Source organism: Variovorax sp. JS1663 (genome assembly GCF_002157355.1).
Taxonomy (GTDB): domain Bacteria; phylum Pseudomonadota; class Gammaproteobacteria; order Burkholderiales; family Burkholderiaceae_C; genus Variovorax.
In genome coordinates, this window is sequence record NZ_LYMK01000033.1 from 1 (window position 1) to 21,230 (window position 21,230).

Consider the following 21,230-nt stretch of genomic DNA (forward strand, 5'->3'; position numbering starts at 1 on the left):
CGGGTCACGCGCAGTGGGGTCGCCTTTCTTTGGTTACTTTCTTTGGCGAAGCAAAGAAAGTGACTCGCCCGCCGGGGCGAACTCCCGGCTCCTGCGCCACTCAACCAGCAAGGGAAAAACAAAGGTCCAAGGGTGTCCGCACCACCCCCCTCCGGAGACGGAGGAAGCACACCCACGGCAAGGCGCTCGCCCCATGAGCAGCATCGAGCCCAACGAGGCCGGCGGTTCCCAGGCCGTCAAGGCCCAACTGCGCCTGCGCGAGATGGTGCTGGCCGGCGAGCTGCCGGGTGGCACGCGCCTGGCGGAGGTCGCGATCTCCGAGCAGCTGGGTATCTCGCGCACGCCGGTGCGCAGCGCGCTGATGCGCCTGGAGCAGGAGGGCCTGCTGGAGTCCCTGCCCAACGGCGGCTATGCGGTGCGCACCTTCTCCGAGCGCGACGTGGCCGATGCCATCGAGCTGCGCGGCACGCTGGAAGGCCTCTCGGCCCGGCTGGCGGCCGAGCGCGGCGCGGCGCCCGTGGTGCTGCGCGAGGCGCGCGCCTGCCTGCGCCGCATCGACGAGCTGCTGAGGCAGCCGGCGCTGGACGACGCGGCCTTCTCGCGCTATGTGGAATTCAACGGCCAGTTCCATCGGCTGCTGTCGGAGATGGCGGGCAGCACGCTGGTCGCGCAGCAGCTGACGCGCGTGCTCAACCTGCCGTTCGCATCGCCCTCGGCGTTCGTGGTGGTGCAGGCCAACTCACCGGCCGCGCGCGACATGCTGGTGATCGCGCAGGACCAGCACGAGCAGGTGCTGGATGCGATCGAGAACCGTGAGGGCGCGCGCGCCGAGGCCCTGATGCGCGAGCACAGCCGGCTCGCGCAGCGCAACCTGCGCGAGGCGCTGCATGGCGCGCACGACCATCCCTTGCCCGGCGTCCAGCTCATCCGGCGGCGCGCCTGACCCACGACGACCCTTCCCATGACAAGCGACATTCACTGGATGCCCGCGCGCATCGCGGCCTGCCGCGACCTGACGCCGACGGTGCGCGAGTTCGAGATCGTGCCCGAGTCGGGTGTGGCGAGCGGCTACGAGCCCGGCTCGCATCTGCAGGTGCAGGTTCTGATCGGTGAACCCGGCGCAGGCCGGGTCCAGACCCGCCACTACTCCCTGATCGGAGAGCCGGACCCGCGCGCCTGGCGCATCGCGGTCAAGCGGATGGACGACGGCCGCGGCGGCTCGCGCGCAATGTGGCGGCTGGCGCCCGGCGAGCGTCTGCTCGTGGCGCAGCCGCAGAACCATTTCGGTCTGGATACCGCAGCGCCCGGCTACCTGCTGGTGGCCGGCGGCATCGGCATCACGCCGCTGGTCTGCATGGCGCAGCGCCTGGGTGCGCTGGCCGCGCGGCGCGGCGTGCCGGTGCGCATGCTCTATGGCGCGCGCAGCGAAGAGGAACTGGCCTACCTGCCGCAGCTGCGACAGGCCTTGGGGGAGGGCGTGGAGGCGTACGTGGGCAGCGCGCCCATCGACTTCGCCGCCGCGATCGCAGCCCTGCCGCCCGGCGGCCAGCTCTACACCTGCGGGCCGGTGCCGATGCTGGAGGCTGTCCGGCGCGCCTGGGTGGCGGCGGGGCGGCCGCCGGCCGACCTGCGTTTCGAGACCTTCGGCAGCAGCGGCCGGCTGCCCGCGCAGGCCTTCGAGGTGCGCATTCCGCGCCACGACCTGCGCATCACCGTGCCGGCCGACGGCAGCCTGCTGGAGGCGCTGGAAGCCGCGGGCGTGCAGGCGCTGTGGGACTGCCGGCGCGGCGAATGCGGCCTGTGCACGATGGACGTGCTGGCCGTCGACGGCGAGATCGACCACCGCGACGTGTTCCTGGCGGAGCACGAGAAGCGCGAGGGCCGGCGCATCTGCGCCTGCGTGTCGCGCGCGGTCGGCACGCTCACCATCGATTCCGCATGGCGTCCAGATGCACCGTGAGCAAGGCCACGGTCGTTGCGCGATGATCGCGCAAGACTTCGGTTTATCGCGCAGAAAACGCGGCCGCCGGGCCAGGCGCTAGGTGTTTGCCTCGGGCGCGGGCCTTGTTTCGCTTGTTCACAATAACCGTCGATCCGCGTCTCGCATCCCAACGAAAAAAGGAGATCTCATGCAACGTCGCCATCTCATTCAGGCTGCAGGCCTCGCGGCCATCGCACTGGCCATGCCCCTGGCGCAGGCCCAGGGCAACACCTTCAAGATCGGCCTCGTGCTGCCGATGACGGGCCAGCAGGCCACCACCGGCCGGCAGATCGAGGCGGCAGCCCGCCTCTACATGGCGCAGAACGGCGACACCGTCGCCGGCAAGAAGGTCGAGCTGATCGTCAAGGACGACACCAGCCTGCCCGACGTGACCAAGCGCCTGGCGCAGGAGCTGGTGGTGAACGACAAGGTCAACGTGCTGGCCGGCTTCGGCATCACGCCCTCGGCCATGGCCACGGCGCCGATCGCCACCCAGTCGAAGACGCCGATGGTGGTGATGGCCGCTGCCACCTCCAGCATCACCGAGGCCTCGCCCTACGTCGTGCGCACCAGCTTCACGCTGCCGCAGGTGTCGGTGGCGATGGGCGACTGGGCGCCGAAGAACGGCATCAAGTCGGTGGTGACGCTGGTCACCGACTACGGGCCGGGCAACGATGCCGAGAAGTTCTTCGCCGAGCGCTTCCAGCTCAACGGCGGCAAGGTGCTCGACAAGCTGCGCGTGCCTCTGCGCAACCCCGACTTCGCACCCTTCCTGCAGAAGGTGCGCGATGCCAAGCCCGATGCGCTGTTCGTTTTCGTGCCCTCGGGCGCCGGCGCGGCGGTGATGAAGCAGTTCCTCGAGCGCGGCATGGACAAGGCCGGCATCCGGCTGATCGCCACCGGTGACGTGACGGATGACGACCAGCTCAACGACATGGGCGACGGCGCGCTGGGCGTGGTCACCACGCACCACTACTCGGCGGCGCATCCGTCGGCGGCCAACAAGAAGTTCGTCGAGGCCTTCGAGAAGGCCAACAAGAACATGCGGCCCAACTTCATGGCGATGGGCGGCTACGACGGCATGCGCGTGATCTACGAGGCGCTCAAGGCCACCAAGGGGCAGGGCGGCGGCGACGCGCTGCTGGCCGCGATGAAGGGCCAGATCTTCGAGAGCCCACGCGGCCAGGTGCTGATCGACGCGCAGACGCGCGACATCGTGCAGGACGTGTACCTGCGCAAGGTGGAGAAGAAGGACGGGCAGCTCTACAACGTCGAATTCGACGTGATCAAGGCCGTCAAGGATCCGGGCAAAGCAAAACAATGACGCTCTCCCCAGGCGATGCTGACTATTCTTTTTGACGGCATCGCCTACGGCATGCTGCTGTTCGTGCTCGCCGTCGGCCTGGCCGTGACGCTGGGGCTGATGAACTTCATCAACCTCGCGCACGGCGCCTTCGCGATGGCGGGCGGCTACCTCACCGTGTTCGCGATGCAGAAGGCCGGGGTGCCCTTCCTCGCCTGCCTGCCGCTGGCCTTCGTGGGCGTGGGGCTGCTGGGCGCGCTGCTGGAGCGCACGCTCTACCGGCCGATGTACGGCAAGCCGCACCTGGACCAAGTGCTGTTCTCCATCGGCCTGGCCTTCATGGCCGTGGCAGCGGTGGACTTCTTCGTCGGCTCCTCGCAGCAGAACATCCACCTGCCCGACTGGCTGCGCGGCCGCACCGAGATCGGCGACGGCCCGCTGCTGCTGGGCATGGGCCACTACCGCATCTTCATCATCGTGCTGTGCGCGCTGCTGACGGTGGTGCTGCAGTTGATCCTGTCGAAGACGCGCTTCGGCAGCCGCCTGCGCGCGGCGGTGGACGACCCGCGCGTGGCGGCGGGGCTGGGCATCAACGTCAACCTGGTGTTCCTGCTGACCTTCGCGGTGGGCTCGGGGCTGGCCGGGCTGGGCGGCGCGCTGGGCGCGGAGATTCTGGGCATGGACCCGACCTTCCCGCTCAAGTACATGATCTATTTCCTGATCGTGGTCTCGGTCGGCGGCACCTCGTCGATCACCGGGCCGCTGCTGGCCGCGCTGCTCCTGGGCATCGCGGACGTGGCGGGCAAGTACTTCATCCCGAAGATGGGGGCCTTCACGGTCTACCTGCTGATGATCCTGATCCTGATGTGGCGGCCGCAAGGGCTCTTCACGCGCCGGGGAGGAGGCTAGGGCATGGATTCGCGTGACACGCTGCTGCGCCACGCGCGCTGGCGGCCCCTGGAGTTCGTGTTCTGGCCGCTGGTCTTCGTGCTGCCGGCGCTGCTGCCCTCGAAGGCGCTGATGATCAACGAGATCGCGATCATCGCGCTGTTCGCGCTGTCGCTGGACCTGATCCTCGGCTACACCGGAATCGTTTCGCTGGGGCACGCGGCCTTCTTCGGCTTCGGTGCCTACACGGCGGCGCTCTTCGCCAAGCATGTGATGCCCGATCCGACGGTGGGCCTGGTGGTCGCGGTGCTGGCCTCGGGCGTGCTCGGCGCCGTGGCCAGCATCACCATCCTGCGCGGCACCGACCTGACGCGGCTGATGGTCACGCTGGGCACCGCGCTGCTGCTGCTGGAGCTGGCCAACAAGCTGGACTGGCTGACCGGCGGCGCCGACGGGCTGCAGGGCGTGGTGATGGGGCCGGTGCTGGGGCTGTTCGAGTTCGACCTCTACGGGCGCACGGCAGCCTGGTATTCGATGGCGGTGCTGTTGCTGGTCTTCATCGTGATGAGGCGCGTGGTGCACTCGTCCTTCGGCGCGACGCTCAAGGCGATCCGCGACAACCGGCTGCGCGCGATGGCGATCGGCATCCCGGTGGTCTCGCGCATCGCGGTGATCTACACGGTGGCTGCTGCCGTGGCCGGCGCGGCGGGTGCGCTGCTGGCGCAGACCACCGGCTTCGCCTCGCTGGACGTGCTGGCCTTCGACCGCTCGGCCGATGTGCTGCTGATGCTGGTGATCGGCGGCGTGGGCTGGCTCTACGGCGGCATCGCCGGCGCGATCGTCTTCAAGCTGCTGCAGGACACGCTCTCCACCGTCACGCCGCAGTACTGGATGTTCTGGATCGGGCTGATCCTGGTGCTGCTGGTGCTGGTCGGGCGCGACCGGCTGCTGAAGCCCTGGACCTGGTTCGGTGGCAGGGGGAGAAGCGGCGCATGAACGACGTCGTGCTTTCGGCCACGGGCCTGGTGAAGCGCTTCGGCGGCATCATCGCCACCGACAACGTGACGCTGAACCTGCGCCGCGGCGCGCGCCATGCGCTGATCGGGCCCAACGGCGCGGGCAAGACCACACTGGTCAACCTGCTGACCGGCGTGCTCGCGCCCACGGCCGGGCGCATTGCGCTGGAGGGCGAGGACATCACCGGCCTGCCACCCCATGCGCGGGTGGCGCGCGGCATGGTGCGGACCTTCCAGATCAACCAGCTCTTCGATTCGATGACGCCGCTGGAGACGCTGGCATTGGTGGTCTCGCAGCAGTCCGGGCTGGGCGCGCAATGGTGGCGGCCGCTGGGTTCGTCGGCGCGCGTGTCGGAGCGGGCCGCGCAGTTGCTGGAGCAGTTCCACCTGGCCGACGTGGCCCGGCAGCCCACGCGGCAGCTGGCCTACGGCAAGCGCCGCCTGCTGGAGATCGCGATCGCGCTGGCCTGCGAGCCGCGCGTGCTGCTGCTGGACGAGCCGGTGGCCGGCGTGCCGGCGGGCGAGCGCGAGGAGCTGCTGCAGACGGTGGCGGCACTGCCGGCGGATGTGTCGGTGTTGCTGATCGAGCACGACATGGACCTGGTGTTCAGCTTTGCCGACCGGATGACGGTGCTGGTCAACGGTGCTTTGCTGATGGAGGGCGACCCGGATTCGATCGCCAACGATCCCAAGGTCAAGGAGGTCTACCTGGGCCATGGAGCCGAGCATGTCTGAGCTCCTGCGCATCGAGAAGCTCAGCGCCGGCTACGGTGAGGCAGTGGTGCTGCACGATGTGTCGCTGGCACTGGGCGAGGGCCAGACGCTGGCCCTGCTGGGCCGCAACGGCACCGGCAAGACCACGCTGATCAACACCCTGGCCGGGGCGACGCGCCAGCACGGCGGCAGCATCGCGCTGGGCGGCGCGGCGCTGCACAGGTTGTCCGCGCACCAGCGCGCGGCGGCCGGCATCGGCTGGGTGCCGCAGGAGCGCAACATCTTCAAATCGCTCAGCGTGCACGAGAACCTGACGGCGGTGGAGCGGCCCGGCCGGTGGACTCCGCAGCGCGTCTACGAGATGTTCCCGCGCCTGGCCGAGCGCAAGCGCAACCTCGGCACGCAGCTGTCGGGTGGCGAGCAGCAGATGCTGGCGGTGGGCCGGGCGCTGGTGCTCAACCCGCGGCTGCTGCTGCTCGACGAGCCGCTGGAAGGGCTGGCGCCCATCATCGTGGAGGAACTGCTGCGCGCGATCCGCCGCATCACGCAGGACGAGGGGCTGGCGGCGATCATCGTGGAGCAGCACCCGCAGGCCATCCTCGCGATCTCGGACGAGGCGGTCGTGCTGGACCACGGCACGGTGGTGCACGCGGATCGGGCGGCCGCGCTGCGGGCGCAGCCCGAGGTGCTGGAGCGGTTGCTGGGCGTCTCGCGCTGAGGCACGGCCGGGCCTACACTGGCTGGGCCATGATGCGATCCACCGCGCTGCACGAAGGCCCGGTCGCGGTCTACGACTACCGCTGCGATGCGGGCCCGTCCGACCCGGCCCTTCCCGAGGTCCACCTCGCGGATTCGCTGTCCTATGTGCGCCGCGGCAGCTTCGGCTACCGCTGTGGCGGGCGGCTGTTCGACATGGTCGCGGGCTCGGTGCTGGTGGGCCGCGCGGGCGACGAGTTCGTCTGCACGCACGAACACCATGGCTGCGGCGACGAGTGCCTGTCCTTTCGCCTGTCGGCGGAACTGCTGGACGAGATCGGCCCGGCTGCCGCCCGCTGGCGCAGCACGGGCCTGCCGCCGCTGCCCGAGCTGATGGTGCTGGGCGAACTCGCCCAGGCGGCGGCCGAAGGGGAGAGCGATCTGGGCCTCGACGAACTCGGACTGCTCTTCGGTGCGCGCTTTGCCACGCTGGCCGGCGGGCGCGAGGCGGGGGGCTTCCGCGTCACGCAGCGCGACCGGCGCCGCGCCGTCGAGTCGGCGCTGTGGCTGGAGGCGAACGCGCAGCAGCCGGTCGATCTGGCCGCGGGTGCGCAGCGGGCCGGCCTCAGCGCCTTCCACTTTCTGCGCCTCTTCGCGCGCGTCGTCGGCGTCACGCCCCACCAGTACCTGGTGCGCACGCGGCTGCGGCACGCGGCGCGGCTGCTGGCGGCCGGCGAGCAGCCGGTCACGGAGGTGGCGCTGGACGCGGGCTTTGCCGACCTCTCGAATTTCGTTCGCAGCTTCCACCGCGCGGCCGGCGTGTCGCCGCGGCGCTTCCGGCAGGCGGCGCGTGGTGACCGCAAGATTCTCCAAGACCGCCTGGCTGGGCTTGCCTAGGATCAGGCCGTTGCTTCAGCAGGAGAACAGCACATGGCCACCATTCGACGCGAAATGCAGGTTGACGCCGCCGCGGACAGGATCTGGGAGGTGGTGCGCGACATCGGCGCCATTCATCGCCGCTTGGTGCCCGGCTTCGTGACCGACTGCCGCCTGGAGGGCGAGGCACGCATCGTCACCTTCGGCAACGGCGTCGTGGCGCGGGAGGTGATCGTCGATCTCGACGATGCCGCGCGCCGCCTCGTGTGGTCGGCCAGCGGCGGGCGGCTGACGCATCACAACGCCTCGCTGCAGGTTTTCGACGAAGGCGAGGGGTGCAGCCGGCTGGTGTGGATCGCCGACCTGCTGCCGCACGAGATGGCGGGGCCCATCGCCGGGATGATCGACGAGGGCATGCGCGCGATGAAGAAGACGCTCGAGGCGTCTTCCGCGGCCGTTCAATAGCCCACGGTGAAGCGCTGGCGCGGGTGCTCGGGGCGCTCGATCTCGTCGGCCATCGCGATCGCGTAGTCCTCCATGGAGATCCAGCTCTTGCCCTGGGCATCGGCCAACAACTGATTGCCGCCGAGGCGGTAGCTCCCGGTGCGGGGGCCGGGCTCGAACAGGGCGGAGGGCGAGATGAACGTCCAGTCCAGTTCCTTCTCGGCGCGCAACGCCTCGAGGAAGGCGCGGCCGGCCAGGGCTTCGGCCTTGTAGGCCTCGGGGAACTCGGGCGTGTCGACCAGCGCGCGGCCCGGCGCGATCTCGAGGCTGCCGGCGCCACCCACCACCAGCAGGCGCGGCACGTCGGCCCGCTTCGCGGCGGCGATGGCGGTGGCGGCGTCGATGCCGCCGGCGAAGTGGGTGGCGCTGATCACGGCGTCGTGGCCGCGCAGCAGCGGCACCAGCGCATCGAGCTGCGTGGCGTCGGCCTGCTTCAGGCTCAGGCCCGGCCGGGCTCCCGCCTTGGCGGTGTTGCGCGCGATGCCGGTGAGGGTGTGGCCGCGCTGCAGCAATTCGGTCGCGATGCGGGAGCCGGCGCGGCCGGTGATGCCGAGGATGGCGATGTGGCTCATGAGGTGATGACTCCTGGTTGAAAAAAGAAGGATGGAAGGCGCTCAGGCGGTTTGCCGAATCTGTTGCCCCAACTGCTGCTGCCACGCCTCGGGCCGGCCCAGCCAGGCGCTGGCATCGAGCCGTTCGAGGCGGCCGTCGCCACGGTCCAGTGCGAAGGTGGGAAAGCCGCTGCCCCCGGCGCGTGCCAGCAGCGTGCGGCTTGCCGCGATGTGTTGCCAGGTGGTTTCGGCGGTCTGCCGTGCATATTCGGCGTCGAAGCGGTCACCGTCGAGCCCGATGCCGGTCGCCAACTCGCGCAGCACCACCGCGTCCGCGATGCGGCGGCCTTCGACGTAGTGGGCGCGCTGCAGGCGGTGAAGCAGGTCGAGCCCGCGGCTGGCCAGCGCCTCGGCCGTCAGGATGGCGGTGGTCGGGGGCTCGGAATCCATCACAGCGGCCGAGTCGCGCAACAGGCCGTCGAAGTAGGCCTCGCCGAAGGGCTGGCCGGTGAGCTGCGCGATCCGGCGGTCATGCGGGATCACGTAGTTGCGCCACTGGGCCGTGATGGGCCGCCGGTTCGGGCCGGTCATCATCCCGCCGCCATGCAGCGCGATGGCGAGGCCGGGCACCCTGCGCGCCGCTTCGACCAGCGGGGCGGCCGCGTAGCACCAGCCGCACAGCGGATCGAACACGTAGTGGATGGTGGTGGATGGCATGGCACGGATCTTATGTTTCTCTATCCGAGCAAAAAACCGCATACCATGCAATGGTTTGTTGCTTCAATCGATCAGATTGCCATGGACCGCATCACCGCCTCGCAGGTCTTCGTCAACGTCGCCGAGCGCGGCAGCATGACGGCCACGGCCGAGGCGCTGGACATGTCCCGCGCCATGGTCACGCGCTACCTGACGCACATGGAAGCCTGGGCCGGCGCCCGGCTGCTGCACCGGACCACCCGGCGCATCAGCCTCACGCCGGCGGGCGAGGAGACGCTGGCGCGCTGCCGCCAGATGCTGGAGATCGCAGGGCATATGCCAGTCGCCGCCGATGCGGCGGAAGACCTGCCGCGCGGCCTGCTGCGCCTGAGCTGCGCGCAATCGCTGGCCCACGACATCCTGGCCCCGGCCGTGGCGGCCTTCCTGCGCCTGCATCCGCAGACAGCGGTGGACCTGCAGATCAGCGACCGCATGGTCAACCTGGTGGAGGAGCGCATCGACCTCGCGATCCGCATCACCAACGACCTGGATCCGAATCTCATCGCGCGGCCGCTGGGCAGCTGCGGCTCGCTGGTGTGCGCCACGCCGGCCTACCTGGCGGCGCACGGCACGCCGCGCCTGCCGGAGGAGCTCGCGCTGCACAACTGCCTGACGCATTCCTACTTCGGCAAGAGCCTCTGGCAGTTCGAGCGGCAGGGCCACCAGGTCGCGGTGCCGGTGGGGGGCAATTTCAGCGCCAACGAATCGCAGGTGGTGCTGGCGGCCGCGCTCGAAGGCGCCGGCATCGCGATGCAGCCGGTGTACTCGGCCGCACCGCTGGTGGCGAGCGGGCGGCTGGTGGCGCTGCTGCCCGAGTGGCAGCCGCAGGCGCTGGGGGTCTATGGCGTCTACAGCTCGCGGCGCCAGATGCCGGCCGCGCTGCGCGCGATGCTCGATTTCCTGGTGGAACGCTTCAGCGACCCGCGCCACTGGCCGCCGTCGGGGCCTCCGGCCCGACGGCCCGGTACAGCGCGCGCACGAAGTCGGACTGCGTGATCATGCCGATCAGGCGCCGTTCGGCGTCGATGATGGGGATGTGGTGGTGGCCGCCCTCGGAGAACAGCGGCACCAGCTCGACGATGGGCCGGTCCTCGCTGGCCACGCGCACCTGCCGCGTCATGATCTGGCCCACCACCTCGGGCTTGCTGGACATCACGGTGCGCGTGGCGCGGATGAAGTCGCGCAGCCGCCCGCCCAGGCCCTCGTGGTGCTCCAGGTCGATCTGGCGAAAGAAGTCGGCCTGCGTCACGATGCCCACCACGCGGCGGGTGCGGTCGGTCACCGGCAGCGCCTTGATGCGGCGCGCGTGCATCAGGGTCCAGGCCTCCTGCAGCGGCGTGCCGAACTCGGCCACCACCGGCTCGCGCGTCATGACGTCGGCGCAGCGCACGGTGCCGAGCCGGCGGCGGTAGGACTCCAGCTCGGTCTCGCGGATCAGGGCCTCCAGGTCGTCGCGGCTGATGTCCAGCACCTGGTTGTAGCGGGCCAGCACGGCATCGACGTCGGCCGAGCTGAAGCGCGCATCGGCGGCCGGCGTGCGCGGGGCCAGCTGCACGTGGGGGTAGCGGCGCCCCGTCAGGCTGTTGTAGAGCACGCCGGCCAGCACGAGCAGGACGGAATCTGCCAGCACCGGCTGGAGCGCGAAGGGGAAGTGGGTCGTGTGGTTCAGCGCCACCAGCAGCGCCACCGCGCCGCCGGGCGGATGCAGGCAGCGCAGCGCGAACATGAGCGCGATCGCGAGGGCCGTCGCGACGGGGCCGACCCAGAACGCGTCGGGCATCCACCGCGCGCAGGCCACGCCGACCAGCGCCGAGAACATGTTGCCCGCGACCACCGGCCAGGGCTGCGCGAGCGGGCTCGCCGGCAGGGCGAAGACAAGCACGGCGCTGGCACCCAGGGGGGCGATCAGCCAGTGGCCATCGATGCCTGAGCCGGAGAGCTGCACCATCAGGGCGGTGATCAGCAGACCCAGCCCGGCGCCCGTCACGGCGCGCAGGCGTTCGCGTGCGTTGACGGCGGTGCGCGCAGGCAGCCAGGAGCGGGCAAAGGTCCGCAACGCCTCTCGACGACTGCTCATGCAAGCTCGCCGGCGACCCTGCGCCCTATTTCGGGCCAGCGGCCGTGCAGCCAGACCCAGGCCACGAGGCCCACGCTCATCATCCCGATGGAGGTCAGCGCCAGGGCCAGCGTGGAGTGCATCACCAGCGGCGCCACCACCCCGGCCACGATGCCGTTGGCGGTGGAGCCGATCACGGCCTGCAGCGAGGAGGCCATTCCGCGGCGCTCGGGGTGCAGGTCGAGCACCAGCAGCGTGACCACGGGCACCATCAGCGCCCAGCCGAAGGCGAAGACCGCCAGCGGCCACAGCGCCCAGGCCGGGTGCGGCGTGAAGAGGGCGTTGGCGATCACGTTGACGACGGAGGTCAAGAGCATGATCAGGAAGCCGTCGCGGATCTGCCGCTTGGGCGCCACCTTGCCTGCCATGCGGCCGCTGGCCCATGCGCCGGCCATGATGCCGCCGATGGTCAGCAGGAAGAACCAGAAGAACTGGGTGGGCGCGAGTGCGAGGTGGTCGCCGAGGAAGGCGGGCGCGGCCAGCACGTAGAGGAACATGCCATTGAAGGGCACGCCGCTGGCGAGCGCGAGCAGCAGGAATCGTGGATCGGAGCACAGATTCCAGTAGCCGCGCATCAGGTGCCGAACTTCGAAGGGCTGGCGCTGGCTCTGGTGCAGCGTCTCCGGCAGCAGCTTGTAGTTGGCGGCGAACAGCACGACGCCCACCGCCACCAGGAACCAGAACACGCTGTGCCAGCCCAGGTGCACGAACAGGAAGCCGCCGATGATGGGCGCGATCGCCGGCGCGACGCCGAAGTAGATCGTGACCTGGCTCATCACCCGCTGCGCCTCGGCCGGCGGAAACATGTCGCGGATCACGGCACGCGAGACCACGATGCCGGCGCCGGTCGACAGGCCCTGCAGCGCGCGGAAGAACACCAGCTGGCCGATGCTCTGCGACAGCGCGCAGCCCAGCGAGGCGAGGGTGAACACGGCCAGTCCCCACAGCACCACCGGCCGGCGGCCGAAGCTGTCGGACAGCGCGCCGTGGAACAGGTTCATGAACGCGAAGCCGAACAGGTAGGCCGAGAGCGTCTGCTGCATCTGGGCCGGTGTCGCGCCGATGGAGGCGGCGATGCCCGAGAAGGCCGGGATGTAGGTGTCGATGGAGAAGGGGCCGAGCATGCCCAGCACCGCCAACAGCACGGCCAGCGCCCAGCGTGGGGCGTGCCAGAGTTTGTCGGCATCGGGGTTCATGCGGTGTGTCTCCGTTCTTCGAGGATGCGCGAGGCAAAAGAGAACGCCCGCTGCCGTGAGGCCAAGCGGGCGTTCCGGGGATCCGCTAGGGATCAGAGCGTATCAATAAAGCTGCGCAGCTTGTCGGAACGCGAAGGATGCTTGAGCTTGCGCAAGGCCTTTGCCTCGATCTGGCGGATGCGCTCGCGCGTCACGTCGAACTGCTTGCCCACCTCTTCCAGCGTGTGGTCGGTCGACATCTCGATACCGAAGCGCATGCGCAGCACCTTGGCCTCGCGCGGTGTCAGGCTGTCGAGGATGTCCTTGACCACGTCGCGCAGGCCGGCCTGCATCGCAGCCTCGATCGGGGCTGTGTTGCTGCTGTCCTCGATGAAGTCACCCAGGTGCGAATCGTCGTCGTCGCCGATGGGGGTTTCCATCGAGATCGGCTCCTTGGCAATCTTCATGATCTTGCGGATCTTGTCCTCCGGGATCTCCATCTTCGCGGCCAGGATGCCGGCATCGGGCTCGAAGCCGAACTCCTGCAGATGCTGGCGGCTGATGCGGTTCATCTTGTTGATGGTCTCGATCATGTGCACCGGGATGCGGATGGTGCGCGCCTGGTCGGCGATCGAACGCGTGATCGCCTGGCGGATCCACCACGTCGCGTAGGTCGAGAACTTGTAGCCGCGGCGGTATTCGAACTTGTCGACCGCCTTCATCAGGCCGATGTTGCCTTCCTGGATCAGGTCCAGGAACTGCAGGCCGCGGTTGGTGTACTTCTTGGCGATGGAGATCACGAGGCGCAGGTTGGCCTCGATCATTTCCTTCTTGGCATCGCGCGAGGAGGACTCGCCCTCGTTCATGCGCTTGTTGATGTCCTTGAGCTCGGCCAGCGGCACGACCACGCGTGACTGGATGTCGGCCAGCTTCTGCTGCAGTTCCTGCACCGGCGGGATGTTGCGCGCGAGCACGGCGCTCCAGGGCTTGCCGGCGGCGGCCTGCTTCTCGACCCACTTGAGGTTGAGCAGGTTGGAGGGCACGCGGTGGCCGTTCCTGTCGTAGCCGCTGAAGTCGCGGATGAACTCGTCCTGTGGGAAGCCGCACTTGTCCACGATGATGCGGCGCAGCTCGCGCTCCTTCTTGCGCACGTCGTCGACCTGGGTGCGCACCAGGTCGCACAGGCGTTCGATGGTGCGGGCCGTGAAGCGGATGGTCATCAGCTCCTCGGACAGGGAATGCTGCGCCTTCTGGTAGGCCGGCGTGCCGTAGCCCTCCTTGTCATAGATCTTGTGGACCTTCTCGAACATCTCGGCGATGCGGTCGAAGCGGGTGAGGGCCTCGTTTTTGAGTTCCTCGAGCTTCTTGGTCAGGGCCTTGGAGCCGCCCTTGCCGTCGTCGTCGTCTTCCTCGTCGAATTCGTCGAAGTCTTCCTCGGCCACGTAGTCGTCGGCCTCGTTCGGGTTCGAGAACCCGTCGACGATGGTGGAGATGACCACTTTGCCCTCGCGGATCTCCTGGCTCAGACGCAGGATCTCGGCGATGGTGGCGGGCGAGGCCGAGATGGCCTCCATCATGGCCATCAGGCCGCCCTCGATGCGCTTGGCGATCTCGATTTCGCCTTCACGCGTCAGCAGCTCGACCGTACCCATCTCGCGCATGTACATGCGCACCGGGTCGGTGGTGCGGCCGAATTCGCTGTCGACGGTGGACAGCGCTGCCTCGGCCTCTTCTTCGGCTTCTTCCACCGTGGTGGCGGTGGGGGCCGTGTTGTTCAGCAGCAGGGTCTCGGCATCGGGAGTCTGCTCGTAGACGGCCACTCCCATGTCGTTGAGCATGGTGACCACGACTTCCATGGTCTCGGCGTCGACCAGCTTGTCGGGCAGATGGTCGGAGATTTCACCGTGCGTCAGGTAGCCGCGGGTCTTGCCCAGGGTGATCAGGGTCTTGAGGCGGGAACGGCGCTTGGCCAGGTCTTCCTCGGACAGCACGGTCTCGTCGAGGCCGAATTCCTTCATCAAGGCGCGTTCTTTCGCCTTGCTGATCTTCATGCGCAGCGGCTTGACCTTTTCCTCGGTCGCAGCGGGCTCGTCGCCGGCCAGATCGTCCTCGATGTCGGACAGATCGACGTCGCTCGCGGGGGCGGCCTCGTTGCCGGCCTTGGGCTTGCGGCCGCGCTTGGCGCCGCCGGCGGCAGGTGCGTTACCGGCCGCGGCCTTGGGCGGCCGGCCGACCTTGCGGGTGGTGGTGGCGGGCGCAGCGGCAACCGCTGCTGCGGTCTTCTTGGTTTCGGCGGTAGGGGACGATTTGGTGGGCACGGTTTTCACTTTCGTTGCGGCTGTCGCCTTGGACGCGGCGGCACCCGTCTTAGTTGCCGGCAATGCCGCAGCTTTCAACGGTTTTTCTGCCGGCTTCTTGGCGGTGGATACGGCAGGCTTCTTTGAACTGGGCATACGACCTCGTGCAACAAGATGAACCAAACGCAAATCACAGGCGCCAACAACCCGGCGCGGGGCGGAGCACAAAAAACAAGGGGCGAAGAGACGAAGAGGCGGCAGGTCCTCGAACGCTCTTCAAAAGACAAGATGTCGGGCGAACATTTGGTGTGCAGTCCTTGCGGATATTGACCCGTATTCCGATGTGGACTCATCGGAAAGTGCATTGCGCGTCGGATCGGCCCGGAGGTGCTGCTGTCGCTCTTGCCTTAATTTCGCCATTTGGCGAAGCCTTTAATTATAGCGTGTTGCGTATTTTTCAAGCAAGTTTCAACGCGGATGAAGCCGTGCGCGCAGCTCCAGTCGGCGGATTTCCAGCGCTTTGTACCGCTCCAGCGCATGCGGATCGCTGCCCACGGCGGCGATCGCCTCGCTCTGCTGGGCCTTGAGCTGGTCGTCCAGCATGAAATCGAGGACGTTGCGCAGTTCGCGCGCGGCTTCCGCTGCCTCGTCGCCCTCGGGATCGGCGATCGGGCCGCCGTCGGGGCCCGTCATGGCGCGTAGCGCCAGCGCCTCGAAGTCCTGGCCTCGCAGGCCTTCCCGCAGTGCCGCCCAGGGCAGGACGCCGTGTTCGTGCAACTGGCTGTCCAACCAGGCGAAGAGCTGCCCATGCTCGCCCGGCAGCTCGCACAGCAAGGCGTGCAACTCGTGCGACATGGCTTCCCATTCCGCCATGTTGGACAACAGGAGGCGCGCTGCCACGTCGGCCCGTCCCGGGGGCAGGGTGCGGCCGCGGGACGGCGGGCGCGGGGCGCCGCCGCGGCGGGGAGCGTAGCGGCCTTCCGGCGGGCGGGTGGGGCCGTCGCGCCGTTCGCGCGGCCCGGCGCTGGGGTGGCGGGCTGCGGCCGAAGGCTCCCAGAGCCCGGCCAGCTCCGGGCCGCTCAGCTGGACCATCTCGGCGATTTCCGAGAGCAATTGCCGCTTGAGTGCGCCCTCCGGCAGCGCCGTCCAGAGCGGCCGGGCGTTGCTGGCCATGTGGGCCCGCCCCTCGGCGGACCCCAGATCGCAGCCCTCGCGGGCGGCCTCGACCATGAAGCGGCTGAGTGGCGTGGCCTCGCCGACAAAGCGCGCGAAGGCCTCGGCGCCGAACTCGCGGATGAAGCTGTCGGGGTCGTGCTCGGCCGGCAGGAACAGGAACTTCACGCTGCGCACGTCGGTGGCGTAGGGGAGGGCGCCGTCCAGTGCCTTGCGCGCGGCGCGCCGCCCGGCGGCATCGCCGTCGAAGCTGAACACCACCGATTCGGTGAAGCGGAAAAGCTTCTGCACGTGTTCCGTGGTGCAGGCCGTGCCCAGCGTGGCCACCGCGTTGGGGAAGCCGAGCTGGGCCAGCGCCACCACGTCCATGTAGCCCTCGGTCACCAGCGCGTAGCCGCGCTCGCGGAAGGCGGCACGGGCCTCGTACAGGCCATAGAGTTCGCGGCCCTTGCTGAAGACCGGGGTCTCGGGCGAGTTCAGGTACTTGGGCTTCTCGTCGCCCAGCACCCGGCCGCCGAAGCCAATGCACTCGCCCTTGACGTTGCGGATCGGGAACATCACACGGTCCCGGAAGCGGTCGTAGCGCTTGCCTTCGCGGTTCTCCTCGGCCTCGCCGGCGATCACCAAACCGCTTTCGGTCAGGAGCGGATCGTCGTAGTCCGGGAACACGCTGGCCAGGGTGCGCCAGCCCGGCGGCGCATAGCCGATGCCGAAGCGGCGGGCAATCTCGCCCGACAGTCCGCGGCCCTTGAGGTAGTCGACCGCCGTCTTCGATTGGCGAAGCTGCCGGCGGTAGGCCTCGCCCGCCTTCTCGAGCACCTCGGACAGGGTCGCCTGCTTCTGCCGCTGCCCGGCGGCGCGGGCGCGTTCTTCGGGCGAGGCGTCGTCCTCGGGCACCTGCAGGCCGTACTGGCCGGCCAGGTCGTGCACCGCCTCGACGAAGCCCATGCCGGCATGCTCCATCAGGAAGCCGATCGCGTTGCCGTGCGCCCCGCAGCCGAAGCAGTGGTAGAACTGCTTGGTCGGGCTGACCGAAAACGAGGGGGACTTCTCGCCGTGAAAGGGGCACAGCCCCATGAAATTGGCGCCGGCCTTCTTCAGCTGGACGTAGCGCCCGACGATCTCGACCACGTCGGCGCGCGCGATCAGTTCCTGGATGAAAGAGGCGGGGATGGTCATGTAGGCGGAGAGCGGCAAATCATACGCAAGACCTCATGCCGGCACGGGCCGGCGGCATACTGGGTGCTTCGAATCCCGCGCCGCATTCGCATGATTCGCCACACCGCCCACCACACAGTGCCTTTGCTGCGCCATCCTCTCCCGTTCGCCTGGGAGGCGGTCAAGGCGTTCCGAGCCAACCAGGGGCTGCTGCTCGCGGGCGCGGTCGCGTACTACGCGCTGCTGTCGATCGTGCCGATCCTGATCCTGAGCGTCATTGCGATGTCGCACTTCCTCGACCAGGCGGAACTCCTGAGCTCGGTGGGCCGCTACTTGGAGTGGCTGCTGCCGGGCCAGTCACGGGCCATCGTTGCCGAGTTGTCGAACTTTCTGGACCATCGCGATGTGATGGGGCCGGTGTTGCTGGTGACGATGATCTTCTTCAGCTCGCTGGCCTTCACCGTGCTCGAAAGCGCGATGGCGGTGATCTTTCATCACCGCAAGGCCGACCATTCGCGGCACTTCCTGATTTCGGCGGTCATGCCCTACCTTTACATCCTCTGTCTGTGCGTCGGCTTGCTGCTGGTCACGTTGGTGGCGGGTGCGCTGCAGGTGATCGGGCAGGAAAGCGTCGAGCTGTTCGGCCGTCGCTGGTCCCTGTCGGGCGTTTCGGGGGTGCTGCTGTATCTGCTCGGGCTGAGTGGCGAGATCTTCATGCTGACCTCGCTCTACCTGGTGATGCCCGTGGGTCGGCTGCGGCTGCGTCACGCATTGCTGGGCGGTGTGACCGCAGCGCTGCTCTGGGAGGTCACGCGCCGCTTGCTGGTGCTGTATTTCGCCACGCTGTCGCAGGTCAACGTGGTGTACGGGTCTCTGACAACTGCGATCGTGGTGCTGCTGAGCCTGGAGATCGCCGCCACGCTGGTGCTCTTCGGTGCCCAGGTGATCGCGCAGTACGAGCGCCTCGAGCGCACAGGAAGCGCGAAACCGATCCCGGGCGAGATCGCGGCGGTCAGCGCGGCGCCAGGCGGATCGCCCCGTCGAGCCGGATCACCTCGCCGTTGAGCATGTCGTTCTCGATGATGTGCCTGGCCAGCCTGGCGTAGTCCTCGGGAGTGCCCAGGCGCGAGGGGAAGGGCACGCTGGCGGCCAGGGCGTCCTGCACCTCCTGGGGCATGCCGAACAGCATCGGCGTGCCGAAGATGCCGGGTGCGATCGTCATGTTGCGGATGCCGTTGCGCGCCAGGTCACGCGCGATCGGCAGCGTCATGCCGACCACGCCGCCCTTGGAGGCGCTGTAGGCGGCCTGGCCGATCTGGCCGTCGTACGCCGCGACGGACGCAGTGGAGATCAGCACGCCGCGCTCGCCGGTGGATTCGGGCTCGTTCTTCGCCATGGCATCGGCTGCCAGGCGAATCATGTTGAAGGTGCCGATCAGGTTGACGGTCACTGTCTTGCTGAACACCGCCAGAGCATGCGGCCCGTTCTTGCCTACCGTCTTCTCGGCTGGCGCGATGCCCGCGCAGTTCACCAGGCCGACCAGCTTGCCCAGCTTCAGCGCCGCGGCTACCGCGGCTTGCCCGTCGGCTTCCTGGCTCACGTCGCACTTCACGAAGACGCCGCCGATGTCCTTGGCGACCGCCGCGCCCTTGTCCGCCTGCATGTCGGCGATGACCACTTTGCCGCCGTTCGCGGCCAGCATGCGCGCCGTGCCCTCGCCCAGACCCGACGCGCCGCCGGTGACGATGAAAACCTTGCCTTCGATCTGCATGTGCTCAGCTCCTCAATGAATCCGTTCGTCCAGTGATCATAGAGCGCACAAAAAGAAGCCCCGTCCGAAGGCGGGGCTCTGAATTGGATCCCGAAGGACCCAAGGAGACAATCGTTGTCCGCGCGAAGCGCGGCTTTTTATGTTCAGGCGGCGCGCTTGCGGGCAGCGGTGGCGGTCTTGGCAGCGTTCACGGCCGTGTTCGAAACGGCCTGGAAGTTCGCTTCGGCGACGTCGCTGGCCTGCTTGACGGCCTTCTGGACCGATTCGAAAGCGTTGTTGGCGGCGGCCACGGCGCTCTTCATCACGGCGACGGCGGTTTCCGAGCCGGCGGGGGCGTTCTTGGCGGCGCTGTCGACCAGGCCGACGAAGGCTTGCTGGCTTTCAGCGACCTTGGCTTCGAAAGCCTTGGAGAACTCGGCGCCGGTGCCTTGGGCGATTTCATACAGGTGACGGCTGTAGGCGGCGGTCTTCTCGGCCAGGGGCTGGAACAGGCCGGCTTGCAGAGCCAGCAGTTCTTGCGCGTCCTTGACGCTCAGCAGGGCCTGGGCGGTGCCGGCGGCTTCGGACAGGGCAGCCTTGGAGGCGGTCACGTTCAGTTCGACCAGCTTTTCGACGCCTTCGAAAGCCTTGGTGGTGAGGCCGAACAGGGTTTCGACGTTGGCCTTGTGCGAGGCGATGATTTGGTCAGCGGTCAGTGCCATGTGGAAGCTCCAGTAGAAATGATGAGGAAGGGAATCACGTTGAGCTGCCCCTCTTCATTTATGTTGCGGCGCAGCATGACGCGAAGTATAGGGACGCACGCGGCGCTCTCCAAGTCATTTTTGTTGCTGTGCAGCAATTTAGAAGCGACTGTCTAAAACCGCTACGACAATGTTGCTCATGCGTGCGTTTTATTCGGGTCATTTCGTGCTGCCACTGCCGGCGGGGCACCGCTTCCCGATGGGGCGCTACGCCCTGCTCCGAGAGGGACTGGAAAGGCAACTGCCCGACGTCCGGATGGTCGAGGCGCCCCGCGCCAGCGACGGGGAACTCGCGTTGGCGCACATGCCCGCCTGGATCGCCGCCATCAGCGACGGCAGCGTCGATGCCCAGGCCATGCGGGAGATCGGCTTTCCCTGGAGCGAGGCGATGGTGGAGCGCTCGCGCCGCTCGGCCGGCGCGACCATCGCCGCCTGCCGGACCGCCCTGACCGAGGGCGTAGCCGCCAACATGGCCGGCGGCACCCATCACGCAGGCGCTGATCGGGGCGGGGGCTTCTGTGTCTTCAACGACGCAGCCGTGGCGGCGCGGCTCATGCAGGCCGAGCAGGGACGACGCGGGCGCGTGCCGCTGCAGGTGGCGGTGATCGATCTCGACGTGCACCAGGGCAACGGGACCGCCCGCATCTTCCGTGAGGACCCGAGCGTGTTCACGCTTTCCATGCACGGGCAGAAGAACTTCCCTTTTCGCAAGGAGGCGAGCGACCTCGACGTCGAACTGCCCGACGGCTGCGGCGACGCCGATTACCTCTCGGCACTCGAGCACGCGCTGGACGAACTCGACCGGCGCTTCTCGCCCGGCCTGGTGATCTACCTGGCCGGGGCAGATCCCTTCGAGCGTGACCGGCTCGGGCGCCTCAAGCTGAGTTTCGATGGCCTGGAAGCCCGCGACCGCCGGGTCTTCGATTTCGCCTGGCAGCGCCGCATCCCACTCGCCTTCGCGATGGCTGGCGGCTATGCCAGCGACATCGCCGAGACGGTGCAGGTGCAACTGGGCACCTTCCGCGTGGCCTTCGACTACTGGCGCCGATGGCAAAATGCCGCGGCCCGACCCAACACATGAGCGCCAAACCCACTCCACACCCCCGCAACGCGTTCCGCGTCTTCCGCAGCATCCCGACGCGCTGGGCGGACAACGACCTGTACGGGCATGTCAACAACGTCGTCTACTACAGCTGGTTCGACACTGCGGTCAACGCACTGCTGATCGAGCGGGGCGCGCTGGACATTCAAGAGGGCGACACGATCGGCTTCGTGGTGGAAACCCAGTGCAACTACTTCGCGCCCCTGGCCTTTCCGCAGACGGTGGAGGCGGGCGTCCGGGTTGCGCATGCGGGCAGTTCCAGCGTGCGCTACGAAATCGGCCTGTTCGCTCAAGGCGCCGAGACGGCCGCGGCCCAGGGCCATTTCGTCCATGTCTACGTCGATCGTGCCACCCAGAGGCCGGTGAAGCTGCCGCCGACCCTGCAGGCGGTCGTCGCCGAACTGCGCGGCTGA

At 68.3% G+C, this 21,230-nt stretch carries 21 protein-coding genes; 13 read left to right on the forward strand and 8 right to left on the reverse strand.

Features of this window, described 5'->3' with window-relative positions; translation table 11 throughout:
- The first annotated feature begins 193 nt into the window (after positions 1–193).
- The 9 genes from A8M77_RS23975 to A8M77_RS24015 all read left to right on the forward strand — a co-directional run bounded on the left by A8M77_RS23975 (position 194) and on the right by A8M77_RS24015 (position 7,939).
- Complete coding sequence (locus A8M77_RS23975) at positions 194–943, forward strand: GntR family transcriptional regulator (RefSeq protein ID WP_086924024.1); 750 nt, start codon at positions 194–196, stop codon at positions 941–943.
- Between the two features lie 18 nt (positions 944–961).
- Positions 962–1,960: a PDR/VanB family oxidoreductase gene (locus A8M77_RS23980; RefSeq protein ID WP_086924025.1), complete on the forward strand. Its 999-nt coding sequence runs from the start codon at positions 962–964 to the stop codon at positions 1,958–1,960.
- Positions 1,961–2,129: 169 nt separating this feature from the next.
- Positions 2,130–3,305, forward strand: coding sequence for an ABC transporter substrate-binding protein (locus A8M77_RS23985; protein WP_086924026.1), 1,176 nt, complete (start codon positions 2,130–2,132; stop codon positions 3,303–3,305).
- Positions 3,306–3,320: 15 nt separating this feature from the next.
- Positions 3,321–4,193, forward strand: coding sequence for a branched-chain amino acid ABC transporter permease (locus A8M77_RS23990; protein WP_086924027.1), 873 nt, complete (start codon positions 3,321–3,323; stop codon positions 4,191–4,193).
- A 3-nt stretch (positions 4,194–4,196) separates the two neighbouring features.
- Entirely contained in the window at positions 4,197–5,168 is a 972-nt protein-coding gene (locus A8M77_RS23995; protein WP_086924028.1) for a branched-chain amino acid ABC transporter permease, read from the forward strand.
- The gene (locus A8M77_RS24000) at positions 5,165–5,923 is read left to right on the forward strand and encodes an ABC transporter ATP-binding protein (protein WP_086924029.1); all 759 of its coding nucleotides are present in this window, start codon (positions 5,165–5,167) and stop codon (positions 5,921–5,923) included. Before A8M77_RS23995 ends, A8M77_RS24000 begins: the two co-directional genes overlap by 4 nt.
- The gene (locus A8M77_RS24005; RefSeq protein ID WP_086924030.1) at positions 5,916–6,620 is read left to right on the forward strand and encodes an ABC transporter ATP-binding protein; all 705 of its coding nucleotides are present in this window, start codon (positions 5,916–5,918) and stop codon (positions 6,618–6,620) included. Before A8M77_RS24000 ends, A8M77_RS24005 begins: the two co-directional genes overlap by 8 nt.
- Positions 6,621–6,649: 29 nt before the next feature.
- The gene (locus A8M77_RS24010; protein WP_192871672.1) at positions 6,650–7,495 is read left to right on the forward strand and encodes a helix-turn-helix transcriptional regulator; all 846 of its coding nucleotides are present in this window, start codon (positions 6,650–6,652) and stop codon (positions 7,493–7,495) included.
- A 33-nt stretch (positions 7,496–7,528) separates the two neighbouring features.
- A complete protein-coding gene (locus A8M77_RS24015; protein WP_086924031.1) occupies positions 7,529–7,939 on the forward strand; it encodes an SRPBCC family protein in 411 nt (136 codons plus the stop codon).
- On the opposite strand, the gene A8M77_RS24020 is transcribed toward A8M77_RS24015, so the two are convergent.
- Complete coding sequence (locus A8M77_RS24020) at positions 7,933–8,550, reverse strand: NAD(P)-dependent oxidoreductase (RefSeq protein ID WP_086924032.1); 618 nt, start codon at positions 8,548–8,550, stop codon at positions 7,933–7,935. The genes A8M77_RS24015 and A8M77_RS24020 overlap by 7 nt on opposite strands.
- A gap of 42 nt (positions 8,551–8,592) precedes the next feature.
- Entirely contained in the window at positions 8,593–9,246 is a 654-nt protein-coding gene (locus A8M77_RS24025) for a DsbA family protein (protein ID WP_086924033.1), read from the reverse strand.
- A gap of 81 nt (positions 9,247–9,327) precedes the next feature.
- On the opposite strand from A8M77_RS24025, the gene A8M77_RS24030 reads away from it, so the two are divergent.
- On the forward strand, positions 9,328–10,281 hold the full coding sequence (locus A8M77_RS24030) for a LysR family transcriptional regulator (protein ID WP_086924034.1): 954 nt from the start codon (positions 9,328–9,330) through the stop codon (positions 10,279–10,281).
- Here A8M77_RS24030 and A8M77_RS24035 read toward each other — a convergent pair.
- The 4 genes from A8M77_RS24035 to dnaG all read right to left on the reverse strand — a co-directional run bounded on the left by A8M77_RS24035 (position 10,199) and on the right by dnaG (position 17,225).
- Positions 10,199–11,362: an HPP family protein gene (locus A8M77_RS24035; protein ID WP_086924035.1), complete on the reverse strand. Its 1,164-nt coding sequence runs from the start codon at positions 11,360–11,362 to the stop codon at positions 10,199–10,201. The genes A8M77_RS24030 and A8M77_RS24035 overlap by 83 nt on opposite strands.
- A complete protein-coding gene (locus tag A8M77_RS24040; protein ID WP_086924036.1) occupies positions 11,359–12,597 on the reverse strand; it encodes a multidrug effflux MFS transporter in 1,239 nt (412 codons plus the stop codon). Before A8M77_RS24040 ends, A8M77_RS24035 begins: the two co-directional genes overlap by 4 nt.
- Positions 12,598–12,689: 92 nt before the next feature.
- Positions 12,690–15,029 carry an RNA polymerase sigma factor RpoD gene (gene rpoD, locus A8M77_RS24045; RefSeq protein ID WP_086924037.1) on the reverse strand — a complete coding sequence of 780 codons (2,340 nt, stop codon included), beginning with the start codon at positions 15,027–15,029 and terminating at the stop codon, positions 12,690–12,692.
- A gap of 312 nt (positions 15,030–15,341) precedes the next feature.
- Positions 15,342–17,225: a DNA primase gene (dnaG, locus tag A8M77_RS24050; RefSeq protein WP_086924038.1), complete on the reverse strand. Its 1,884-nt coding sequence runs from the start codon at positions 17,223–17,225 to the stop codon at positions 15,342–15,344.
- Positions 17,226–17,315: 90 nt separating this feature from the next.
- Between dnaG and A8M77_RS24055 the strand changes: the two genes are divergently transcribed.
- On the forward strand, positions 17,316–18,269 hold the full coding sequence (locus A8M77_RS24055) for a YihY/virulence factor BrkB family protein (protein WP_086924039.1): 954 nt from the start codon (positions 17,316–17,318) through the stop codon (positions 18,267–18,269).
- Here the strand turns inward: A8M77_RS24055 and A8M77_RS24060 are convergent.
- Positions 18,217–18,975, reverse strand: a complete 759-nt coding sequence (locus tag A8M77_RS24060; RefSeq protein WP_086924040.1) for a 3-hydroxyacyl-CoA dehydrogenase — start codon at positions 18,973–18,975, stop codon at positions 18,217–18,219. The genes A8M77_RS24055 and A8M77_RS24060 overlap by 53 nt on opposite strands.
- A gap of 143 nt (positions 18,976–19,118) precedes the next feature.
- Positions 19,119–19,676, reverse strand: a complete 558-nt coding sequence (locus A8M77_RS24065) for a phasin family protein (protein WP_086924041.1) — start codon at positions 19,674–19,676, stop codon at positions 19,119–19,121.
- A gap of 178 nt (positions 19,677–19,854) precedes the next feature.
- Here A8M77_RS24065 and A8M77_RS24070 point away from each other — a divergent pair, with 178 nt between their 5' ends.
- Both A8M77_RS24070 and A8M77_RS24075 read left to right on the forward strand, forming a co-directional pair.
- The gene (locus A8M77_RS24070) at positions 19,855–20,796 is read left to right on the forward strand and encodes a histone deacetylase family protein (protein ID WP_238136946.1); all 942 of its coding nucleotides are present in this window, start codon (positions 19,855–19,857) and stop codon (positions 20,794–20,796) included.
- Positions 20,793–21,230 carry an acyl-CoA thioesterase gene (locus A8M77_RS24075; RefSeq protein ID WP_086924043.1) on the forward strand — a complete coding sequence of 146 codons (438 nt, stop codon included), beginning with the start codon at positions 20,793–20,795 and terminating at the stop codon, positions 21,228–21,230. The genes A8M77_RS24070 and A8M77_RS24075 overlap by 4 nt, the downstream gene beginning before the upstream one ends.